Below are 18,614 nucleotides of genomic sequence, written 5' to 3' on the forward strand. Positions count from 1 at the left end.
TCCAGAGGGGCTGCGCTGACAGTCGGAGGGGGTCCTCGGTGGTCCTCAGCTGAACACGATCATCGACCCCTGCGCCAGACTTCGCGTCGCCGCCGCGTGCAGGCCCAGCCAGACGTGGCGTTCGCGGGCGAAGGGACTGGGGTCGTAGGGGGCGGGTACGGCCGGTTCCTCCAACTCCGTGGGTGCCGCCGGTGCTTCGGGCGGCGCCGGAGGGTTCGCCGGGTCGATGCCGATGGCCGGGGCGACGAACTCCAGTTCCCGCAGCAGGCCCTGGGAGGAGCCCAGGGGGCCGCCCCCGGCGAGGAGTTCGTCGTCGGAGAGGGGGTGCGGGAAGTCGACGGGGACATAGGCCCCGGCGTGGTCGTAGTGCCAGACCAGATGCGACTGCTGGGCCGTGGTCTCGAACATCTCCAGCAACTGCTCGTAGTCCCCGCCCAGCGCGTCCACCGGCGTCACCGCGAGCCCGCACACCTGGAGCAGGTAGGCCCGGCGCAGGAAGTGCAGCGCGTCGTAGTCGAAGCCCGCGACGGGGGCGACCTCCCCGGTCAGCCCCGGCATGTACTGGTACACCGGCACCGGCGGCAGCCCGGCCTCGCCCAGCAGCTTGTTGTAGAGCGCGAGTTCATCGGCGAAGGGGTTGTCGGGCGTGTGGCACAACACGTCGACGAGCGGGACCAACCAGAGGTCACAGGCCAAAAGAGAACTCCTCGCGTCATCCGGCCGCACACACACGGTAGGGAGTCGTTCGCGTACGGCACACAGTGGTCAGGGAAGCGTAGTCGCTGAACCCGGCTTCAGTCCCCTTCGTGCAGATCCCATACCCACACACCGCCCACCCACGTCCCGGGTCGCCCGACCAGCTTGTCGACGGTCTCCCGCAACTGCTCGTCGTACGGCTGCGGGCGCAGGACCAGCGCCCCCGCGTGCCAGTACGCGAAGTCGCGCGACGCCTGCGCCCGCCAGTTCTCGCCGATCACCGGGACCCGGCCGGTGTAGCGGACGTCACGCAGCAGCCGGGAGGTGTGGCGGGGGGCGGCGCCGTAGATGCCGACGCGGTCCTCGCCGAACGGGCCGTTGAAGTAGCCGCCGGGCATCCGGAAGCCGAAGTCCGCCGTGCTCTGCCAGCGCAGCGCCTCCGCGTTGCCCGCATCCGGCAGCGGCACGGGCACCAGGGTCTCGCCGGCCCCGGTGTCGGTGTCAGTATCGACGTACGACTTCCACGTGCCGTCCGCGATGAACGCCGGGACCTCGGGGCGCTCCACGGACGTCAGTGGGGCCGGGACGACCGGCAGCAGGGCGAGGGTGATCGCCATGAAGCCCACGTACCGCGTGCCGAGGCTCGGCACGGCCGCCAGCCGTTCGCAGGCGATCGCCAGCAGAATCCCCAGCACCGGGGCGCAGATCATCGCCACCCGGCCCTCGATGACCGACTCGAAGAGGGGCTTCTCGGCGAGCAGCGCCCACGGACCGGGCAGCACGAGGTCCGTCTGCGGGAGGCGGAACTCCGGGCCCAGGGAGAGGAGGGCGGCGCCGACCGCGGTGACGGCGAGCGCCTTCACCAGGGGGCGCTCCCACAGCCGTACGACGATGCCGAGGGCCAGAAGGACCAGGGGCCAGCCGTAGAAGGCGTTCTGCTCGGTGATGTTGAGGGAGAGCGCGTCCGCCCGCTCGCGGTCGCCCGCGAGGAGCGAGCGTTCGGCGAAGGAGAGGAGGGCGAGCGGGCTGTTGCCGGAGTTGTCGCCGTGCGCGATGTTCCCGTAGCTCTGCGGGCCGAAGAACTGCCAGGAGAGCGGGAAGGTGACCAGGGGGAGCGCGACGACGGTCGCGATGCCCAGGCCCTTCAGGAGCGGGCGCCAGGCGTCGCGGGCCGCGTCCCGGTGTACGAGCCCGTACGCGGCGGCGAACAGCAGCATGCCCATCGCGGCGAGGAGGAGGGCTTCCTCGCCGAGGAAGATCTGGTACACGGCCATCAGGCCGAGGACCGTGCCGTCCCGTCTGGTCCGGGCTCCTGTGCACAGCCTCAGAGCCCGGTCGATGATCGGCGGGATCATGAACAGGACGACGAAGTTCGGGTGCGCGTTGGCGTGGCTGACCATCGGCGGCGCGAAGGCGGCGAGGGCCGCTCCGGCGAAGGCCGCGCCCCGGTGCCGTACGACTCTCCTCACGATCAGCCAGTACCAGGCGGCGGCCGTGGCGGCGAGGCCCAGGGTCATCACGAGGGCGAGGGAGACCGCCGGTCCTAACGCGAGGGTGACGGGGGCGAAGGGGACGGACAGGCCCAGCATGACCGTGTTGGCCATCAGGTTCACGCCGTCGGGGTAGCCCTGGAAGGTGGTGAAGAGGGGGTTGCGGAGGTGGACGAGGTTGTCGGCCGTGACCGCGAAGAACCACTCCCACTGGTTCTGGTCCTGGAGGGAGTCGGAGAGATAGCGGCCGTTCGGGTCGAGCCAGCGGCCGATGTACAGGGCCACGGACATCAGGAGGAAGCAGGTGACCGCGAGGACGTCGGCGGGGCGGGCGGAACGGGCCCGCAGGGCGGCGAGTTCGCCGAGCACCCGGGCGTAGTCGTACGGCCGGATCTTCGAGCCCGGCTGGTGGGACCAGCGCACGGGCACCTCGACGACGGGCCAGCCGCTGCGGCGGAAGTACCGCAGGATCTCCACGTCGATCCCGAACCCGTCGAGACGGGAGGCGGCGAAGGCCTCGCGGGCGCGGTCGCCGTCGAACAGCTTGAAACCGCACTGGGTGTCACGGATGCCGGGCACCGCGACCCCGCGTATCAGGACGTTGCCGGCCCGCCCCAGCGCCTCGCGCAGCCGGTGCTGATGGCGCTCGATGCTCGCGCCGGGCGCCTCGCGTGAGCCGATCGCGGCCGTGTGCCCGTCGGCGAGCGCCTTGTCGAGCCGCTCCAACTCGTCGATGGGCGAGGCGAGATCGGCGTCGGTGAGCAGGACCCGGCGGCCGTGCGAGGCGAGGACACCGAGCCGCAGCGCGTGGCCCTTGCCCCGGTTGCGGGGCCCGCCGGAGACGAGCTGGACCCGTGCGTCGCGGGCGGTGACGGCGGCCACCACGTCGGCCGTACCGTCCGTCGACCCGTCGTCGACGACGATGATCTCCCAGGTGGAGGCCGCCTCGGTCGCCGCCAGGTGGGCGACGATCGCGTCCAGCGTGGGGGCGAGACGGTCCTCCTCGTTGTACGCGGGGACGACGACGGAGAGGTCGACGCTCACCGGTCGGCCCCCGGGCTTCGGGGTGGTGCTCATGCGTCTTCGTCCGCCAGGCGTTCCACAAGGGTCAGGGAGTGCTCGTCGTAACCGGCGATGATCTCCTGGGCGGTCCGCGCGTCCCGGCGGGTGAGGGCGTCGACGAGCTCCGTGTGGTCGGCCCACAGCCGGCCCCTCAGATCGTCCACCCGGCGCAGATGCTGGACCGCGCACGCCCAGGACTGCACACGCAACCGGTGCAGGAAGTCGGTGAGATACGGGTTGCCGAACAGGGCGCTCAGCTCGCGCCAGAACCTCAGGTCGTAGCCGATGAGGATGTTCAGGTCCCCGGCGATCGCGGCCCGCCGCGCCTCCTCGCCGCGCCGCCGGACCCCGGCGAGCGCGGCGGCCGTACGGGGGTCGACCCGGCGGTCGCCCAGCCGCCGGAACATGCCGTCGGTGACCAGGCTGCGGGCCTCGACCATGTGCCGGTAGTCGCCCTCGGAGTACTCGTGGACCTCGAAACCCCGGTGCTGCACGGCGTCCAGCAGTCCCTGCGCGGACAGGTCCACCAGCGCCTCGCGCACGGGTGTCGCCGACACCCCGTACTGCTCGGCGATCTCCTTGACCGTGAACTCCTGCCCCGGCTTGAGTCTGCCGGCCAGCACCTCGTCACGGAGCGCGTCCGCGAGCTGCTGCCGCAGGGTGCTTCGAGTCACGGCGCCAGTGCCGCCGCCGGTGCCGGCCATCGTGGTCTGGGTCCCCCATCCGCGTACGCGTACGCATACCTGTGTGTGCTCTCTGCGTTCTCTTACGAGCACGTCACCTTACGCGTTCGGGTTCCGGGGAGATGTTTTTGCCCCGTCGGCCTTTCCCGGCCGGGTGACGATGCGACGAAGGGGTCTTCGGGGGCCGGGGAACGGACAGCGGTGCCCCGGGCGTCACGCTCCGGGGCACCGCGAAATGGGGGAGTCGGGGAGAGCTACGGCCTCACGCCGTGTGCTCGTCCGCCACCGACAGGGCCGCGTCCAGGGCGGCGAGGCCCTCCTTGGCCTCGGCCTCCGTGATGTTGCACGGGGGGACGACGTGCGTGCGGTTCATGTTGATGAAGGGCCAGAGGCCGTGGGCCTTGGCCGCGGCGCCGAAGGCGAGCATGGGGGCGTTTGCGTCGCCGGCCGCGTTGTAGGGGACGAGGGGTTCGCGGGTCTCCTTGTTCTTCACCAGTTCCAGCGCCCAGAACATGCCCACGCCGCGCACCTCGCCGACGGAGGGGTGCCGCTCGGCCAGCTCACGGAGCGCCGGCTCGATGACGGACGGGCCGAGGCCGGCCGCGTTCTCGATGACGCCCTCCTCCGCCATGACGTTGATCGTCGCGACGGCGGCGGCGCAGGCCAGCGGGTGTCCGGAGTACGTGAGACCGCCGGGGTACGGCCGCTTCGCGAACGTCTCGGCGATGGCGGCGGAGATGGCGACGCCGCCGAGGGGGACGTAACCGGAGTTCACGCCCTTGGCGAAGGTCATCAGGTCGGGTACGACGCCGAAGAGGTCCGCGGCGAACCAGGTGCCCGTCCGCCCGAAGCCCGCCATGACCTCGTCCAGGATGAAGACGATGCCGTACTTGTCGCAGAGCTCCCGGACGCCGACGAGATAGCCGGGCGGCGGGACCATGATCCCGGCCGTGCCCGGGACGGTCTCCAGGATGATCGCGGCGATGGTCGGCGGCCCCTCGAAGACGATCGTCGTCTCCAGGTGCTCAAGCGCCCGCGCGCACTCCTGCTCCTCCGTCTCCGCGTGGAAGCGGGAGCGGTAGAGGAAGGGCCCCCAGAAGCGTACGACCCCGGCGGCACCGGTGTCGGAGGCCCAGCGGCGGGGGTCACCCGTGATGTTCACGGCCTGCTGGGTGCCGCCGTGGTACGAGCGGTACGCGGCCAGCACCTTGGGGCGGCCGGTGTGCAGCCGGGCCATGCGCACGGCGTGCTCGACCGCGTCGGCGCCGCCGTTGGTGAAGAAGATCTTGTCCAGGTCGCCGGGCGTCCGCTCCGCGATCAGGCGGGCCGCCTCCGACCGTGCCTCGATCGCGAACGCCGGGGCGAACGTCGTCAGCGTCGCCGCCTGCTCCTGGATGGCCGCGACGACCTTCGGGTGCTGGTAGCCGATGTTCGTGTAGACGAGGCCGCTCGAGAAGTCGAGGTACCGCTTGCCGTCGTAGTCCCAGAAGTACGACCCCTCCGCACCGGCGACGGCGAGCGGGTCGATGAGCTCCTGCGCGGACCAGGAGTGGAACACGTGCGCACGGTCCGCGGCCTTCACCGCGACGCCGACCTGGGGGTTTGCCTGGGGAGTCATGAGGTGAGGGTAGGTGCCCGCGGTGAGGGGGCGATATCGGCGACCTGTCTGCGAGCGGGCCGGGAACACGACAGATTGTCGTGCCTGGGCCAGGCCTCGCCGGTGAGCCGGCCGCTGTTACGGAACCGTAGACACCGGTCCATCCGCCTCGCCGTACGGCCCCACTACGATCGGTCCGTTGCGCACGTACACGACGTACCCGTACGTACGCGTACACATATGCGTAGAGGATGGCACGGGGAATCGGGGGACGGTGGCCATGGAGAAGCTCGGGCCTGGGGATCCGCAGCGGATCGGGGTGTACCGGCTGCTCGCGCGGCTGGGAGCCGGCGGGATGGGGAACGTGTACCTGGCCCGGTCCGACCGGGGCCGTACCGTCGCCGTCAAGCTCGTGCGGCGGGAACTGGCCGAGCAGGAGGAGTTCCGGGCCCGTTTCCGGCAGGAGGTGCAGGCCGCGCGGCAGGTCGGCGGGCACTGGACCGCGCCGGTGCTCGACGCGGACACCGAGGCGGGCATCCCGTGGGTCGCCACCGGGTACGTCGCCGGCCCGTCCCTCCAGGCCGTGGTCGGGCGGGATCACGGGGCGCTGCCCGAGCGGTCCGTACGGATTCTCGCCGCCGGGCTCGCCCACGCGCTGGAGGACATCCACGCCGCCGGGCTCATCCACCGGGACCTCAAGCCGTCCAACGTGCTGATGACCATCGACGGCCCGCGCGTCATCGACTTCGGCATCGCGCGGGCGCTGGAGACCGTGGCCGACGGCGGGCTCACGCGCACCGGCGCGCTCGTCGGGTCGCCCGGCTTCATGGCACCCGAGCAGGTGCGCGGCGACCGCATCACCCCGGCCTGCGACGTCTTCTGCCTCGGTTCCGTCCTCTCCTACGCCGCCACCGGCCACCTCCCCTTCGGCGCCGCCGACTCCGGTGCGCACGCCCTGATGTTCCGCATCGCCCAGGAGGAACCGGACCTGGAGGGGCTGCCGGAAGGCCTCTACGACCTCGTCCGCGAGTGCCTGAGAAAGGACCCCGCCGCCCGCCCGACCCTCGCGCAGATCCTGCGGCGGACGGGGGCGGAGGACACGGTCTTCGCCGGGCGGTCGCGCGATCCCTGGCTGCCGAGTGGTCTGGTGGCCCAACTGGGGCGGCACGCGGTGCGGTTGCTGGATGCCGAGGATCCGGAGGGGTCGGAAGGGGCGGAGGGGTCGGAAGGGGCGGAGGGGTCGGAAGGGGCCGGAGCGCCGGGGGTGGGGGATTCGGGAGCCCCGGGGGCTTCGGCGGCTGCCGCAGGGCCGGGTGGCGTGGCGGCTGCGGGAGGCGTGATGGCTGCGGGAGGCGTGGCGGCTGCGGGAGGCCCGGGTGCGTCGGGAGGTCCCGGTGTGTCCGGAGGTCCCGGTGTGTCGGGAGGTCCGGCGGACCGCAGGCGTCCAGGGGCGTCCGATCTCGCCGGGCAGCCGTCCGCAGCGGCTTCCTCGGCTCCGGCTGGGCTCGCTGCCGCTCCGCGGTCCGGTCCGACGGGCCGGCCTTCGGCTCCGCCGGAGCCCGCGTCCGCGACCCCGACCGCTCCCGCGGGCCCGCCGTCGGCTCCGCCCGTGTACCCGCTCGGTGCCCTCGGTTCTCCCTACGGTGGCTCGGGGGCACCGAGCGGCGCCCCCGTGTCCCCCTATGCAGGTGGGTCGGCGGCCCCTCCGGGTGGCCCCGCGTTCCCGGCCGAGCACCGGGCCGCCGCGCCTCAGAGTGCCGTACCGCCTCCGCCGGGGGCGCCGGGTGCCGAGCCCCTGGACCGGATGCCGACGCGGATCGCGGAGGCGGACTCGCAGCCGCCTCCGCCGAGCGCCCCGCCTGGGTCGGTACCTGGGTCGGTACCTGGGTCGGCGCCTGGGTCGGCGCCCGCCGGATACGGCTTCCCGCAGCAGCACAACACCCAGCAACCCGCCGCCGGGTACCGGCCGCAGCCGGGTACGGCGCCCGGGGTCGGGTACGGGCAGCAGCCCGGCGCCGGTGCGGCCCCTGGCCATGGGCAGCAGCCCGCCGCCGGCTACGGCTATCCGCAGAGCGCGCCGCAGGCGCCGTACGGCTCGTACGGGTCGGGGCCGTACGGCGGTCCCCCTGGGGCGGGCCTCGGCCCGACCCCGCCGTACGGGCCGAACCCCCTCTACGGCCCTGGTCCCGGAGGCGGCGGTCAGCCCGAACCCTCGCGCGGGAACCGGCGTTCCTCGGTGCTCCTCGTCATCGTCGCGCTGGTGGTCGCGCTCGGGGCCGGCGGCTCGGTGTACGCCCTGATGAAGCAGGGTGACGACGGCGGCAAGGAGGACGACGCGAAGGGCGGGGCGACGACGAGCGCGCCGGAGACGCCCGGGCCCACGACGCCCGAGCCGACCGAGCCGACGGACCCGGGGACCTCCCCGGACGAGACCTCCGAGTCGCCCGACGCGGGCACGGTCCCGGAGGGGTTCCTCGGCACCTGGGACGCCGCCCTCGACGGAACCGGCGGCGCGGACACCCGCCAACTCGTCATCCAGCAGGGCGAGGTCGGTGACACGGTGCTCACCCTCACGGCGGACGGCCCGCTCGAAGGGGGCGGCACGTACCACTGTGTGTTCGAGGCGGCGCTGACGGAGGAACCGGCCGACGACGGCCCCCTGGAGGTCGGCCCCTCCACCGTCACCACCGGCGAACCGGCCGCCTCCTGCTCCCCTGGTGCCGCCACCACGGTCACCCTCCTGCCCGACGGACAGTTGCGGCGCGTCGACACGGCGGGGAAGTCGGTGACGTACTCGAAGGCGGACTGAACTCCCCTGCACGAAGGGGGGATTGACCCCTCGCTCGCGAAGCCGGACTGAACTCTCGTTGAATTTCGGGCGCCGTATCCGAATTGTCCGTGCTTCGCCCGCGCCCCGCGCCGTACCGTGTCCCCGCTTGACTGCGGAGCGTGAGGCTCGGGGGAGTGGCTCATATGCAGGAGTGGCTGAGCGCGGAGAACGTGGTGGCGGTGGCGACCGCCGTGGCCGGTGTCGTGGCGTCCGCCGTGATGGTCTGGTACGAGCGCCGGGTGCCGAGGCGCAAGCGGATCGGCTACCGCGTGCAGATGGACAACCCGATAGGCCACGACGTGCGTTCGGGGCGCGCGAACGTCCGCCTCGGCCTCTTCGACGAGGCCCCGGACATGTCCGACGCGACCCTGGTCCTGCTGCGCGTCGAGAACGACGGCTCCCAGAGCATCGCCGACAACGACTACACGGGACGCGAACTGCACGGCCTGACCGCGGTGTTCAGCGGTCGCGTGATCCGCGGTGTCTCGGTCACCCAGCCGCCCGGCACCGACCACCTCATGGACCACTTCACCCCGTCCGCGGGCTTCGGCTACCGCGACGGCGTGCTCCGCATCCCCCGCGTCCCGCTCAACCGCGGCGACCACTTCAAGCTGCTCGTCCTCCTCGCCGGCGGTGACGTCGACAGCCCGATCCGGCTCATCGGCGGCATCCGCGACGGCGAGGTGCACCCCAACCGCAGCGCGACACCCGACGAGAAGCCGCCGCTCTTCAGCCGCGCGGCCCGGCTGATCACCGTGATGCTGACGCTGTGCGTGATCGCCCTGGCCGCGATCGTCGTCGTACGGGACGACACCCCGCCGCCCGTCGAGTGCGCCACGGGCGAGCTGACGCTGACCGGGTCGACCGCGTTCACGCCGGTGCTGCGGGGGCTCGCGGCGGAGTACGAGAAGGACTGCGCGGGCGCCGAGATCCGGGTGGACGCGCGGGGCAGTTCGGCGGGCGTGGGCGAACTCGCCGCGCTGGGCGCCCAGTCGAAGAAGGGCTCCCCGGCGGTCGTCGCGTTCTCCGACGGCCCGAGTACGAGCGCCGACCCCGAACTGGTCGGCCACCGGGTCGCCCTGTCCGTCTTCACCCTCGTCGTCAACGACGGCATCCGGCCGCGCGGCGGGAGCCTGACCACCGACGACGTACGCCGTATCTACCGGGGCGAGATCACCCGCTGGCGACAGCTCGACCGGTCCCTGCCCGACATCCCCGTCGTCCTCGTCAGCCGGGACGCCGACTCCGGTACCCGCCAGGTCTTCCAGCGGACCGTGCTGGGCGGCTGGGAGCAGGTCGCCAGCACCTCGCTCGACTGCCGCCGGGACGACCTCTCGACCGCCGCCGTCACCCGCTGCGAACTCGATTCCACCGAGCAGGTCCTCGCCAAGGTCGCCGAACTCCCCGGCGCCATCGGCTACAGCGAGATCAACCTCACCACCCGCCGCCCCGGCCTGCGCCGCCTCGCCCTCGACGGCCACACGGCCTCCGTCGAGGCCCTGGAGAAGGGCGACGACACCTACCCGTACTACGGCGCCGAGTACGCCTACACCTACCGTCGCCCACCCGCCAACTCCCTCGCCGACAGCTTCCTCGCCCACATCCGCCGGGGCACCGCCCAGAGCGTCATCCGCAACCACGGCCACGTCCCGTGCGAGACGGCGACGGGGGCGAGGCTCTGCGACGAGCGGGCTCGGCACGACGAGGGGGGTTGAGCCGAAGGGCCCGACAAGTGGTGGAGAACGCCGACGGGGCGGCGTACGCCGACGCGGTGTCGGGGGTACGCCGCCCTGGAGTGGGACGAGTTGCCGGCCCCTACTTCGGGTCGCGGTTGAACACCGACTTCGACCAGAGGTAGCCGAGCACGGCCAGGCCCAGGCACCAGGCGACCGTGAGCCATCCGTTGTGGCCGATCTCGGTGCCGAGCAGCAGCCCGCGCAGGGTCTCGATGGCGGGGGTGAAGGGCTGGTACTCGGCGATGGGCTGGAACCAGCCGGGCATCGCGTCGATGGGGACGAAGGCGCTGGAGATGAGCGGGAGGAAGATCAGCGGCAGCGCGTTGTTGCTGGCGGCCTCGGCGTTCGGGCTGATCAGGCCCATGCCGACCGCGATCCAGGTGAGCGCCATGGCGAACGCCACGAGCAGTCCGAACGCCGCCAGCCACTCCAGGGCCGTGGCATCCGTGGACCGGAACCCGATGGCCACCGCGACGGCCCCGACGAGGACCACGCTCATCACACACTGCAGCACGCTGCCGACGACGTGTCCGATGAGCACCGAACCGCGGTGGATCGGCATGGTGCGGAAGCGGGCGATGATGCCTTCGGACATGTCCATGGAGACGGACACCGCGGTCCCGATCGTGGTGCCGCCGATGGTCATCAGCAGGATGCCCGGCACCAGATACGCGATGTACTCGGAGCGGTCCGCCCCGCCGCCGCCGATGCCGGCGCTCATCACGTCGCCGAAGAGGTAGACGAAGAGCAGGAGCAGCATGACCGGGGTGAGCAGCAGATTCAGCGTCATGGACGGGTAGCGCCGCGCGTGCAGCAGATTCCGCCGCAGCATGGTGGACGAGTCGCGCACGGCGAAGGAGAGGCGGGTCGGGCGGGCGGGAGCCAGGGGCGCGCTCATCGGACGTTCTCCTTGGGCTGGTTCGGCTGGGTGGGCACGGTGGTGCTGCTGCTGGTCAGGGCGAAGAACACGTCGTCGAGGTCGGGGGTGTGCACGGTCAGCTCGTCGGCCTCGACGCCGGCCGCGTCCAGCCAGTCGAGGACGGAGCGCAGCTCGCGCTGGCTGCCGTCGCTGGGGATCTGCAGGGCCAGCGCCTCGTCGTCGCGGGTGGCCTCGCGCAGGGCGACGGCGGCCGACTGATAGGCGGACGGGTCGGAGAAGCGGAGCCGGACGTGCCCACCGGGGATGAGCCGCTTCAGTTCCTCGGCGGTGCCCTCGGCGGCGATCCTGCCGTCGTTGAGCACGGCGATGCGGTCGGCGAGTTCGTCGGCCTCCTCCAGGTACTGGGTGGTGAGGAAGACGGTGACGCCGCCCGTGACCAGTTCGCGGATGATCTGCCACATGTTGTGGCGGGAGCGGGGGTCGAGGCCGGTGGTGGGCTCGTCGAGGAAGATGATCCGAGGGCTGCCGACCAGGGTCATGGCGATGTCGAGGCGGCGCTTCATGCCGCCGGAGTAGGTCGAGGCGGGCTTCTTCGCGGCCTCGGTGAGGTCGAACCGCTCCAGTAATTCGGCGGTGACCCGCCGCCCTTCGCGCTTGGACAGGTGGTGCAGGTCCGCCATGAGGAGCATGTTCTCCTCGCCGGTGATGAGGCCGTCGACGGCGGAGAACTGCCCGGTGACACCGATCGCGGCACGCACCCCGTCCGGTGACGTGGCGACGTCGTGGCCCGCGACCTGGGCCTGCCCGCCGTCGGCGGTGATGAGCGTGGACAGGATCTTCACGGCGGTGGTCTTGCCGGCGCCGTTCGGCCCGAGCAGCGCGAACACGGACCCGGCCGGGATGCGCAGATCGATGCCGTCGAGGACGGTCTTCTCGCCGTACGACTTGCGCAGACCGACGGCGGAGACGGCGGCGCGCGGCGATGGACCGTCGCTGTGCCTGGTCGTGGACATGACAGATGAAGGCATGGAGCCCTCCCGCTCGAAGGGTGAAGTGACTGGGGTGAAGTGACTGGGGTGAAGTGACTGGGTGAAGCGACCGGGGTGAAGCGACCGGGTGAAGTGGCGGGTTCGCGGGGCCGGTGCTCAGGCCTTGGCGCGGAGGACGTCGATGTTGCCCCAGTTGGTCCGTGCGCGGACCTTGACGGTGTCCTCGGCTTGATCCGGGGCCTCGGACGCGGCGAGCGCGTTGCGTACCTGCCCGCGGTTGGAGCTGACGTCGAGCCAGGCGGCGGTGCCCTCGCGGACACCGACCTCGATGGAGCCGTTGGAGGTCTCCAACTGGACGGTGCCGCGAGCGACTTCGGCGACGCGAAGCAAGCCGTTGGTCGTGGTGCCGGTGACCGACGCCTCGGCGCGCGCGATGTCGACGACGCCGTTGGCGCCACTCATCCGCAGCTCGCCGGTCACGACGCCGATGGTCGTGGTGCCGTGCGAGTTCTTCAGGACGGCGGGGCCGTCGACGAGGCCGACGCGCACGTTGCCCGTGCTGCTGGTGATCTCGGCCAGGCCCTCGACCCGCTCAACGGTGGTCGAGCCGTGCGACGCCTTCAGGTGCAGCGGGCCGGTCGTGTCGAGGCGGACGTCACCCGCCGAGGTCGTCACCCGGACCTTGCCGAGCCGACCCTCGCCGAGCACCCTGGCCCCGGGACCGGTGATGTCGATGTTCGAGCCTGTGGGCAGGTCCACCGTCACATCGACGGTGCCACCGCGCCCGAGCAGATTGGCCTTGGGCGTGGTGACGGTCAGGACGCCGCTCGCGTAGGCGACCTCGGTCTGGTCGGCTGTCCGTACGTCCAGGTCCTTCTTCGGGTCGCGGGGCCGCACCTCGACGACGGTGTCGAGGCGGTCGCCCGTGGTGAACTGGATGGAACCGGCGTACACGTAGGCGGTGACCGAAATCGGTTCGGGGGTGTCGAAAGAAGGCATGGCTGTCCCGTCCTCTTGAGTCCTTGGGGCGTCCCCGCTGGTGGGACGTGGTGTGGGCGCTGTGCTGGTCTTTTTGGGGGGTGCGGGCGGGAGCGCGGCTAGCGCACCCAGCCCGTGAAGCTCTGTCCGACGGTCTGGGACTTCTCCGTCGTACGCGGTCGGGTGCCGCCGTCGACCGCGGCCGACACGGTGCGCACCAGCCACGCGTTGACCGAGAGGCCCTCGCGGGCCGCGGCCTCCTCGGCGCGGGCCTTGAGGTGGGCTGGCAGACGCAGATTGACGCGGGCGGTGCCGCCCTCGTCGATGTCGGCCGGAGCCGGGGTGTGGAGCGGTTCGACGGGCGCGGCCGGTTCCGCGGGGGCGCCGCCGTAGGTGGGCGGCGGTGTCACCACGAAGTCGGGGTCGAGCCCGCGCAGCCGTACGTCGACCGAGCCGGGGGCGAGCTCGCGGGTGATCTCGTCCATCGCGGCGGAGAGCACGTTGAGCATGGTCAGCCGGGTCGCCGACTCCAGGGGAGCGGTGAGCCTCTCGGCCAGCTCGCGGGCTTCGTCGCCACCGGCTTCGGCGGCCACCGCGAGTTCGCGGCGGAGGGTGTCGACATACGGGGTGAGGTCCATGACGCCATCATGGCACCGATGTGGCGCCATGTGCAAGCCGTAGGGTGCCATCTCTGGCTCGGCGGTCGGCGTGGCCGCTGTGACCTGCGGAAACATGCTGACCCCTGCCTGAATGATTGTGGCGCCATGCGTGCTCATGCGCTTGAGGAGACGCGGAATGGCGTCGGGTGGCGCCGGGTGGTGCCGGGTGGTGTCGGGGTGGCGTCGTATGGCACAGGGTGGCGCCAAGTTGCGCCACCCTGCGGCGTCATGTGGCGCCCTGCGATGTCGCGGGGGATGGCCTCCCCTCGCGGTCTGCCGGCGTCACGCGTCACGGATCGCAGCCTGCCTGCGCCACGGATCCACCCGGAGCGGCATGACTGGGCCCGTGGCGCCGCACGCCCCCTTGCCGCCTTCTTGACGCGTCCACGACCATGGTGGCGATCCGGCCCCACTGGTCCACGCGCACCACCGGAGGACGCATGCGCCCCACGAGACGAACGCTCCTGACGGCATCGGCGGCGGCGGGCATGTCGGCCGCGGCGGGGGCGGCGGCGAGTCCGGCGGCCGCGGACGAAACGACGGAAGTGAAGGAAGCGGCGGAAACGGCGGAGGCGCCGGAAACGCAGGAAGCGGCGGAAGCAGGCGAAGCGGCGGGCTCCCGAAAACAACCCGCCACCGCCCAGCGCCCCACCCCCGAACTCCGCGCCCTGTTACGGGAGATCGACCCCGCCCGCATCGAGGCGACGGTCCGCAAGCTCGTCTCCTTCGGCACCCGGCACACCCTCTCCGCCCAGGACGACCCGGTGCGTGGCATAGGCGCCGCCCGGGACTGGATCTTCGAGGAGCTGAAGTCGTACGCGGCGGCCTCCGCAGGCCGCATGACGGTCGAGCTCCAGTCGTACGTCCAGGAACCGGCCCCACGCATCCCCACCGCGACCCGCATCACGAACGTCGTCGCGACTCTGCGCGGCGCGCTGACCCCGGACCGGATCCACGTCGTGTCCGGCCACTACGACTCCCGCGTCACGGACGTCATGGACGCGACCTCCGACGCCCCCGGCGCGGACGACGACGCGTCCGGCGTCGCCGTCGCCATGGAACTGGCCCGGGTGATGGCCCGCCGCCGCCCCGCCTCGACGATCGTGTTCGCGGCGGTGGCGGGGGAGGAGCAGGGCCTGTACGGGGCGGCGCACATGGCACGGCGGTACAGGGAGGCCGGGGCGGACGTCCAGGCCATGTTCACCAACGACATCGTCGGCAGCTCGACGGCGGACGACGGCGACAAGGACCCGTACACGATCCGCCTCTTCGCCGAGGGCGTCCCGTCCTCGGAGACCCCCGAACAGGCCGCGGTCCGCCGCTCGGTCGGCGGCGAGAACGACTCCCCGTCCCGCCAGCTCGCCCGCTTCGTCCGCGACGTGGCCGACAACGACGCCACCGCCATGCACGTCCGCGTCATCCACCGCCGCGACCGCTACCGCCGCGGCGGCGACCACATCCCCTTCCTCGAACGCGGCTACCCCGCCGCCCGCTTCACCGAGCCCGCGGAGGATTTCGCCCACCAGCACCAGGACGTACGCGTCGAGAACGGCACGCAGTACGGCGACCTCCCGGACTTCTGCGACTTCGCGTACACGGCCCGCGTGGCCAAGGTGAACGCCGCGACCCTCTGGACCCTTGCCCAGGCCCCCGGCACCCCGCGCGACGTCAAGATCCTCACCTCCGACCTGACCAACTCCACCCGCCTCACCTGGCCCCGAGGCCCGGAACCCGACCTCGCGGGCTACGAAGTGGTCTGGCGCGAGACGTCGGCCGCCGAGTGGACCCACGTCATACCGGCCGGCGACGTCACGTCGTACGAGGTGGACCTGTCCAAGGACAACGTCTTCTTCGGCGTGCGGGCGGTGAACCGGGCGGGCCTACGCAGCGCAGTGTCCTTTCCGGTGCCCGCGTAAGAGCTCGGGGGTGAGGGCTGTACGGCGGCTGCGGGTGATGCGTGGTTGCTCGCGCAGTTTCCCGCGCCCCTTGGCGGCGTGGGGCGCGCCCGGGGTCTTTTAGGGGCGCGGGGAACTGCGCGACCAGCCCCCACCCACCCGCACACACCCACCCAGACCACCTCCACCCAGGAACAACCCACCCACCCAAACAACCACCCGGGGTCAAGGGGCAGCACCCCTTGGGATGGGACGGGTAGGGGCGGCGGGGGCGAAAAGGCACCCCGCACGCCCCCCGCTACCGAGCCTCCGGCGGTCGCTGCCGAGGCATGTTCGGCCGAGCCCCCGGCGGCATCGCCACCCGCCCGTTCGACGCACCGTCCGGCCGAGGAACGGCACCCCCGTTCTGCAGGCAGAGCGGAGCGGACCCCGTCCGGAACTCCACCATCCAGTCCGCCGTCTCGGCCCGCACAAGCTCCGTGATGTCCTCGGAGAACCGCCGCAGCACAGCGAGACACCGCTCCGCCGCCTCCCCGGCCGTCCCCTCCGTCGGCCCCAGCACCTCCCGCGCACTCTCCGACGCCCAGTCGAACCGCAGCACCTGAAGGCGCCGCTGCACCGCCTGAGCCGTGGCGACATCCCTTATCCACCCGGAGGTGACCCCGAAGAACCGGTCCACCGCGACACACGCCACGCACGACAGCAGCGCGAGATACCCCCAGGGCGCCACCCCGCCCATCACCCCGGTGAGGTCGAGCAACGGCAGCGCCGCCCCGGCGAGCGCCCCCGCCGCCGCCCCGATCCGCAGCACCCGCGCCGCCAGCCGTTTCCACACCCGGTCCGCGAGATACCACGCGGCGGTCTCCAGGGCCGCCCGCTCGACCCACCGGTACAACTCCTCCAGCCGCTCCGCCGGCGCCCCCCAGTCCCCCTGCGGAAACGGTCGCCCGGCCAGATCCCCCACCCACGGACCGGTCGCCGACGTCCACGGCTCCGCCCACAGCCCGGACCCCTCGCCCCGCCCGTCCGGGGGTCCCCCCTCGGGCTGCATCTCCGGCTGGCTCACCCGGCACTCCCTACTGACGACGCTGCTGACGACAGTGCGAGACACACGTGTACGGCGCTGACGCACCTTGACGCGGCCCGACCCTTCCTACCCCCCAATGGGTGGCGAAGACCCCGTTTTCACCGCTTTTCCCCCTGGAAGGAGGCCTTGATCAGGTATACGAATCCCCGCCGACTCACTCGAAAGAGTGGCGCGGCACAGGCCGTGCCGACCACGTAGGCTCGTTGCGACCGCAAGAACGTCCACGGCGACGTCCGTGAGAAAAGACGTCCGTGAGAAAACTCGTGCGAGGGAGCTGAACGTGATCCCCGGTGGTGGCCAGCCCAATATGCAGCAGCTGCTCCAGCAGGCCCAGAAGATGCAGCAGGACCTGGCGAGGGCACAGGAGGAACTCGCGCAGACGGAGGTCGACGGTCAGGCGGGCGGCGGCCTGGTGCGGGCCACCGTCACCGGATCCGGCGAACTGCGCGCCCTGAAGATCGACCCCAAGGCGGTGGACCCGGAGGACACCGAGACCCTCGCCGACCTGATCGTCGCGGCCGTCCAGGCGGCCAACGAGAACGCCCAGGCCCTCCAGCAGCAGAAACTGGGCCCCCTCGCCCAGGGCCTCGGCGGCGGTGGCGCGGGCATCCCCGGCCTGCCCTTCTGAACTCCTCCGCGACCCCCTCTGAGCCCATCTGTGCCCCGTACCGCCTTCCTCGGAGCGGCCGTGGCCGACTACGGTACGTACTGAAAGACACCAGGAAGGACGGCAGTCCGTGTACGAAGGCGTGGTCCAGGACCTCATCGACGAGTTGGGGCGGCTGCCCGGCGTCGGTCCCAAGAGCGCGCAGCGGATCGCCTTCCACATCCTGCAGGCGGAGCCGACGGACGTACGGCGGCTCGCACAGGCCCTCCTCGAAGTGAAGGCGAAGGTCCGCTTCTGCGCGACCTGCGGCAACATCGCGCAGGAGGAGTTGTGCAACATCTGCCGCGACACCCGCCGCGACGTCTCGGTCATCTGCGTCGTCGAGGAGCCGAAGGACGTCGTGGCGATCGAACGCACCCGCGAGTTCAGGGGCCGTTACCACGTCCTCGGCGGCGCGATCAGCCCGATCGAGGGTGTCGGCCCCGACGACCTGCGCATACGAGAGCTGCTGGCCCGCCTGGCGGACGAAACGGTCACCGAGCTGATCCTGGCCACGGACCCGAATCTCGAAGGCGAGGCCACGGCCACGTACCTCGCCCGCATGATCAAACCCATGGGCCTCAAGGTCACCCGCCTGGCCAGCGGCCTCCCGGTGGGCGGCGACCTGGAATACGCGGACGAGGTGACCCTCGGCCGCGCCTTCGAGGGGAGACGACTCCTAGATGTCTGACGCCACGCTGCACGCGACCGGCCTGAACCCGGACGACTTCGCGGTCCAGATCGCGGACCAGATCGAGAGCTTCCTGGTCGCCGTCACCGAGGTGGCCAGGGGCGACGAGCCGGACTCGGCCGTCCCCTTCCTCCTCCTGGAGGTCTCCCAGCTCCTCCTGGCCGGCGGCCGCCTCGGCGCGCACGAGGACATCGTGCCGGACGAGCGCTACGAGCCCGACCCGGGCCCCGAGCCGGACGTCGACGACCTGCGCGAACGCCTGGCTCTGATGCTCGACCCGGTCGACATCTACTCCGAGGTCTTCGACCCCTACGAGCCCCGCAAGGCGCCCGTGCCGGCCCGTATCTCCGACGACCTCGCCGACGTCATCGCCGACCTCCGCCACGGCATGGCCCACTACCGCGCGGGCCGCACCACCGAGGCCCTCTGGTGGTGGCAGTTCTCCTACTTCTCCAACTGGGGCTCCACGGCTTCGGCGACACTCAGGGCACTTCAGTCCGTCGTCGCGCACGTCCGCCTCAACCAACCCCTCGCCGAGCTCGACGGCCTCGACACCGACCAGGAACTGATGGGCGACGAGACCCTGGAGTTCGAGGCGGGCAAGGTCATGGCGGAGGAGATCGCGGCGCCGCTGGGGCTGCGGAAGGTGAAGTAGCCGCGACAGAGCCACGGCTGCGGCAGCGGCCGGCTGTGGT

General features: G+C 71.8%; 15 protein-coding genes. 6 read left to right on the forward strand and 9 right to left on the reverse strand.

Annotation, left to right across the window (positions count from 1 at the left end; translation table 11 throughout):
* Nucleotides 1–45: 45 nt before the first annotated feature.
* The 4 genes from JIX55_RS28690 to JIX55_RS28705 all read right to left on the reverse strand — a co-directional run bounded on the left by JIX55_RS28690 (nucleotide 46) and on the right by JIX55_RS28705 (nucleotide 5,549).
* Entirely contained in the window at nucleotides 46–696 is a 651-nt protein-coding gene (locus JIX55_RS28690) for a hypothetical protein (RefSeq protein WP_257566144.1), read from the reverse strand.
* A gap of 98 nt (nucleotides 697–794) precedes the next feature.
* Nucleotides 795–3,263, reverse strand: a complete 2,469-nt coding sequence (locus JIX55_RS28695; protein ID WP_257566145.1) for a dolichyl-phosphate beta-glucosyltransferase — start codon at nucleotides 3,261–3,263, stop codon at nucleotides 795–797.
* Nucleotides 3,260–3,952, reverse strand: a complete 693-nt coding sequence (locus tag JIX55_RS28700) for a GntR family transcriptional regulator (protein ID WP_257566146.1) — start codon at nucleotides 3,950–3,952, stop codon at nucleotides 3,260–3,262. Before JIX55_RS28700 ends, JIX55_RS28695 begins: the two co-directional genes overlap by 4 nt.
* Before the next feature lie 241 nt (nucleotides 3,953–4,193).
* A complete protein-coding gene (locus JIX55_RS28705; RefSeq protein ID WP_257566147.1) occupies nucleotides 4,194–5,549 on the reverse strand; it encodes an aspartate aminotransferase family protein in 1,356 nt (451 codons plus the stop codon).
* Between the two features lie 259 nt (nucleotides 5,550–5,808).
* Here JIX55_RS28705 and JIX55_RS28710 point away from each other — a divergent pair, with 259 nt between their 5' ends.
* Both JIX55_RS28710 and JIX55_RS28715 read left to right on the forward strand, forming a co-directional pair.
* Entirely contained in the window at nucleotides 5,809–8,337 is a 2,529-nt protein-coding gene (locus tag JIX55_RS28710; protein WP_257566148.1) for a serine/threonine-protein kinase, read from the forward strand.
* Between the two features lie 164 nt (nucleotides 8,338–8,501).
* Nucleotides 8,502–10,073: a PstS family phosphate ABC transporter substrate-binding protein gene (locus tag JIX55_RS28715; RefSeq protein WP_257566149.1), complete on the forward strand. Its 1,572-nt coding sequence runs from the start codon at nucleotides 8,502–8,504 to the stop codon at nucleotides 10,071–10,073.
* 100 nt (nucleotides 10,074–10,173) lie between these two features.
* Here the strand turns inward: JIX55_RS28715 and JIX55_RS28720 are convergent, their stop codons facing one another.
* From JIX55_RS28720 to JIX55_RS28735, 4 genes are all read right to left on the reverse strand, one after another.
* Nucleotides 10,174–10,992, reverse strand: a complete 819-nt coding sequence (locus JIX55_RS28720) for an ABC transporter permease (RefSeq protein ID WP_257566150.1) — start codon at nucleotides 10,990–10,992, stop codon at nucleotides 10,174–10,176.
* The gene (locus JIX55_RS28725; protein ID WP_257566151.1) at nucleotides 10,989–12,002 is read right to left on the reverse strand and encodes an ATP-binding cassette domain-containing protein; all 1,014 of its coding nucleotides are present in this window, start codon (nucleotides 12,000–12,002) and stop codon (nucleotides 10,989–10,991) included. Before JIX55_RS28725 ends, JIX55_RS28720 begins: the two co-directional genes overlap by 4 nt.
* Before the next feature lie 117 nt (nucleotides 12,003–12,119).
* Entirely contained in the window at nucleotides 12,120–12,962 is an 843-nt protein-coding gene (locus tag JIX55_RS28730; RefSeq protein WP_257566152.1) for a DUF4097 family beta strand repeat-containing protein, read from the reverse strand.
* A 98-nt stretch (nucleotides 12,963–13,060) separates the two neighbouring features.
* Nucleotides 13,061–13,579, reverse strand: a complete 519-nt coding sequence (locus JIX55_RS28735) for a toxin-antitoxin system HicB family antitoxin (protein ID WP_257566153.1) — start codon at nucleotides 13,577–13,579, stop codon at nucleotides 13,061–13,063.
* Nucleotides 13,580–14,040: 461 nt separating this feature from the next.
* Here JIX55_RS28735 and JIX55_RS28740 point away from each other — a divergent pair, with 461 nt between their 5' ends.
* The gene (locus JIX55_RS28740) at nucleotides 14,041–15,516 is read left to right on the forward strand and encodes a M28 family metallopeptidase (RefSeq protein ID WP_257566154.1); all 1,476 of its coding nucleotides are present in this window, start codon (nucleotides 14,041–14,043) and stop codon (nucleotides 15,514–15,516) included.
* Between the two features lie 277 nt (nucleotides 15,517–15,793).
* Here the strand turns inward: JIX55_RS28740 and JIX55_RS28745 are convergent, their stop codons facing one another.
* Entirely contained in the window at nucleotides 15,794–16,561 is a 768-nt protein-coding gene (locus tag JIX55_RS28745) for an SLATT domain-containing protein (protein ID WP_257566155.1), read from the reverse strand.
* Between the two features lie 301 nt (nucleotides 16,562–16,862).
* On the opposite strand from JIX55_RS28745, the gene JIX55_RS28750 reads away from it, so the two are divergent.
* The 3 genes from JIX55_RS28750 (at nucleotide 16,863) to JIX55_RS28760 (ending at nucleotide 18,574) form a co-directional block, all read left to right on the forward strand.
* Nucleotides 16,863–17,210 (forward strand): YbaB/EbfC family nucleoid-associated protein, encoded by a 348-nt coding sequence (locus tag JIX55_RS28750; protein ID WP_257566156.1) that lies wholly within the window; start codon nucleotides 16,863–16,865, stop codon nucleotides 17,208–17,210.
* A gap of 109 nt (nucleotides 17,211–17,319) precedes the next feature.
* Nucleotides 17,320–17,919: a recombination mediator RecR gene (gene recR / locus JIX55_RS28755; protein WP_257566157.1), complete on the forward strand. Its 600-nt coding sequence runs from the start codon at nucleotides 17,320–17,322 to the stop codon at nucleotides 17,917–17,919.
* Complete coding sequence (locus JIX55_RS28760; protein WP_257566158.1) at nucleotides 17,912–18,574, forward strand: DUF5063 domain-containing protein; 663 nt, start codon at nucleotides 17,912–17,914, stop codon at nucleotides 18,572–18,574. The genes recR and JIX55_RS28760 overlap by 8 nt, the downstream gene beginning before the upstream one ends.
* Nucleotides 18,575–18,614: the final 40 nt, after the last annotated feature.

The sequence above is a fragment of the Streptomyces sp. DSM 40750 genome, assembly GCF_024612035.1.
Lineage (GTDB): Bacteria > Actinomycetota > Actinomycetes > Streptomycetales > Streptomycetaceae > Streptomyces.

Coding starts and splice junctions, on each gene's coding strand:
- JIX55_RS28695 (WP_257566145.1), bottom strand. CDS start 3,263: ATGAGCACCACCCCGAAGCCCGGGGGCCGACCGGTGAGCGTCGACCTC.
- JIX55_RS28700 (WP_257566146.1), bottom strand. CDS start 3,952: ATGGCCGGCACCGGCGGCGGCACTGGCGCCGTGACTCGAAGCACCCTG.
- JIX55_RS28705 (WP_257566147.1), bottom strand. CDS start 5,549: ATGACTCCCCAGGCAAACCCCCAGGTCGGCGTCGCGGTGAAGGCCGCG.
- JIX55_RS28710 (WP_257566148.1), top strand. CDS start 5,809: ATGGAGAAGCTCGGGCCTGGGGATCCGCAGCGGATCGGGGTGTACCGG.
- JIX55_RS28715 (WP_257566149.1), top strand. CDS start 8,502: ATGCAGGAGTGGCTGAGCGCGGAGAACGTGGTGGCGGTGGCGACCGCC.
- JIX55_RS28720 (WP_257566150.1), bottom strand. CDS start 10,992: ATGAGCGCGCCCCTGGCTCCCGCCCGCCCGACCCGCCTCTCCTTCGCC.
- JIX55_RS28725 (WP_257566151.1), bottom strand. CDS start 12,002: ATGCCTTCATCTGTCATGTCCACGACCAGGCACAGCGACGGTCCATCG.
- JIX55_RS28730 (WP_257566152.1), bottom strand. CDS start 12,962: ATGCCTTCTTTCGACACCCCCGAACCGATTTCGGTCACCGCCTACGTG.
- JIX55_RS28735 (WP_257566153.1), bottom strand. CDS start 13,579: ATGGACCTCACCCCGTATGTCGACACCCTCCGCCGCGAACTCGCGGTG.
- JIX55_RS28740 (WP_257566154.1), top strand. CDS start 14,041: ATGCGCCCCACGAGACGAACGCTCCTGACGGCATCGGCGGCGGCGGGC.
- JIX55_RS28760 (WP_257566158.1), top strand. CDS start 17,912: ATGTCTGACGCCACGCTGCACGCGACCGGCCTGAACCCGGACGACTTC.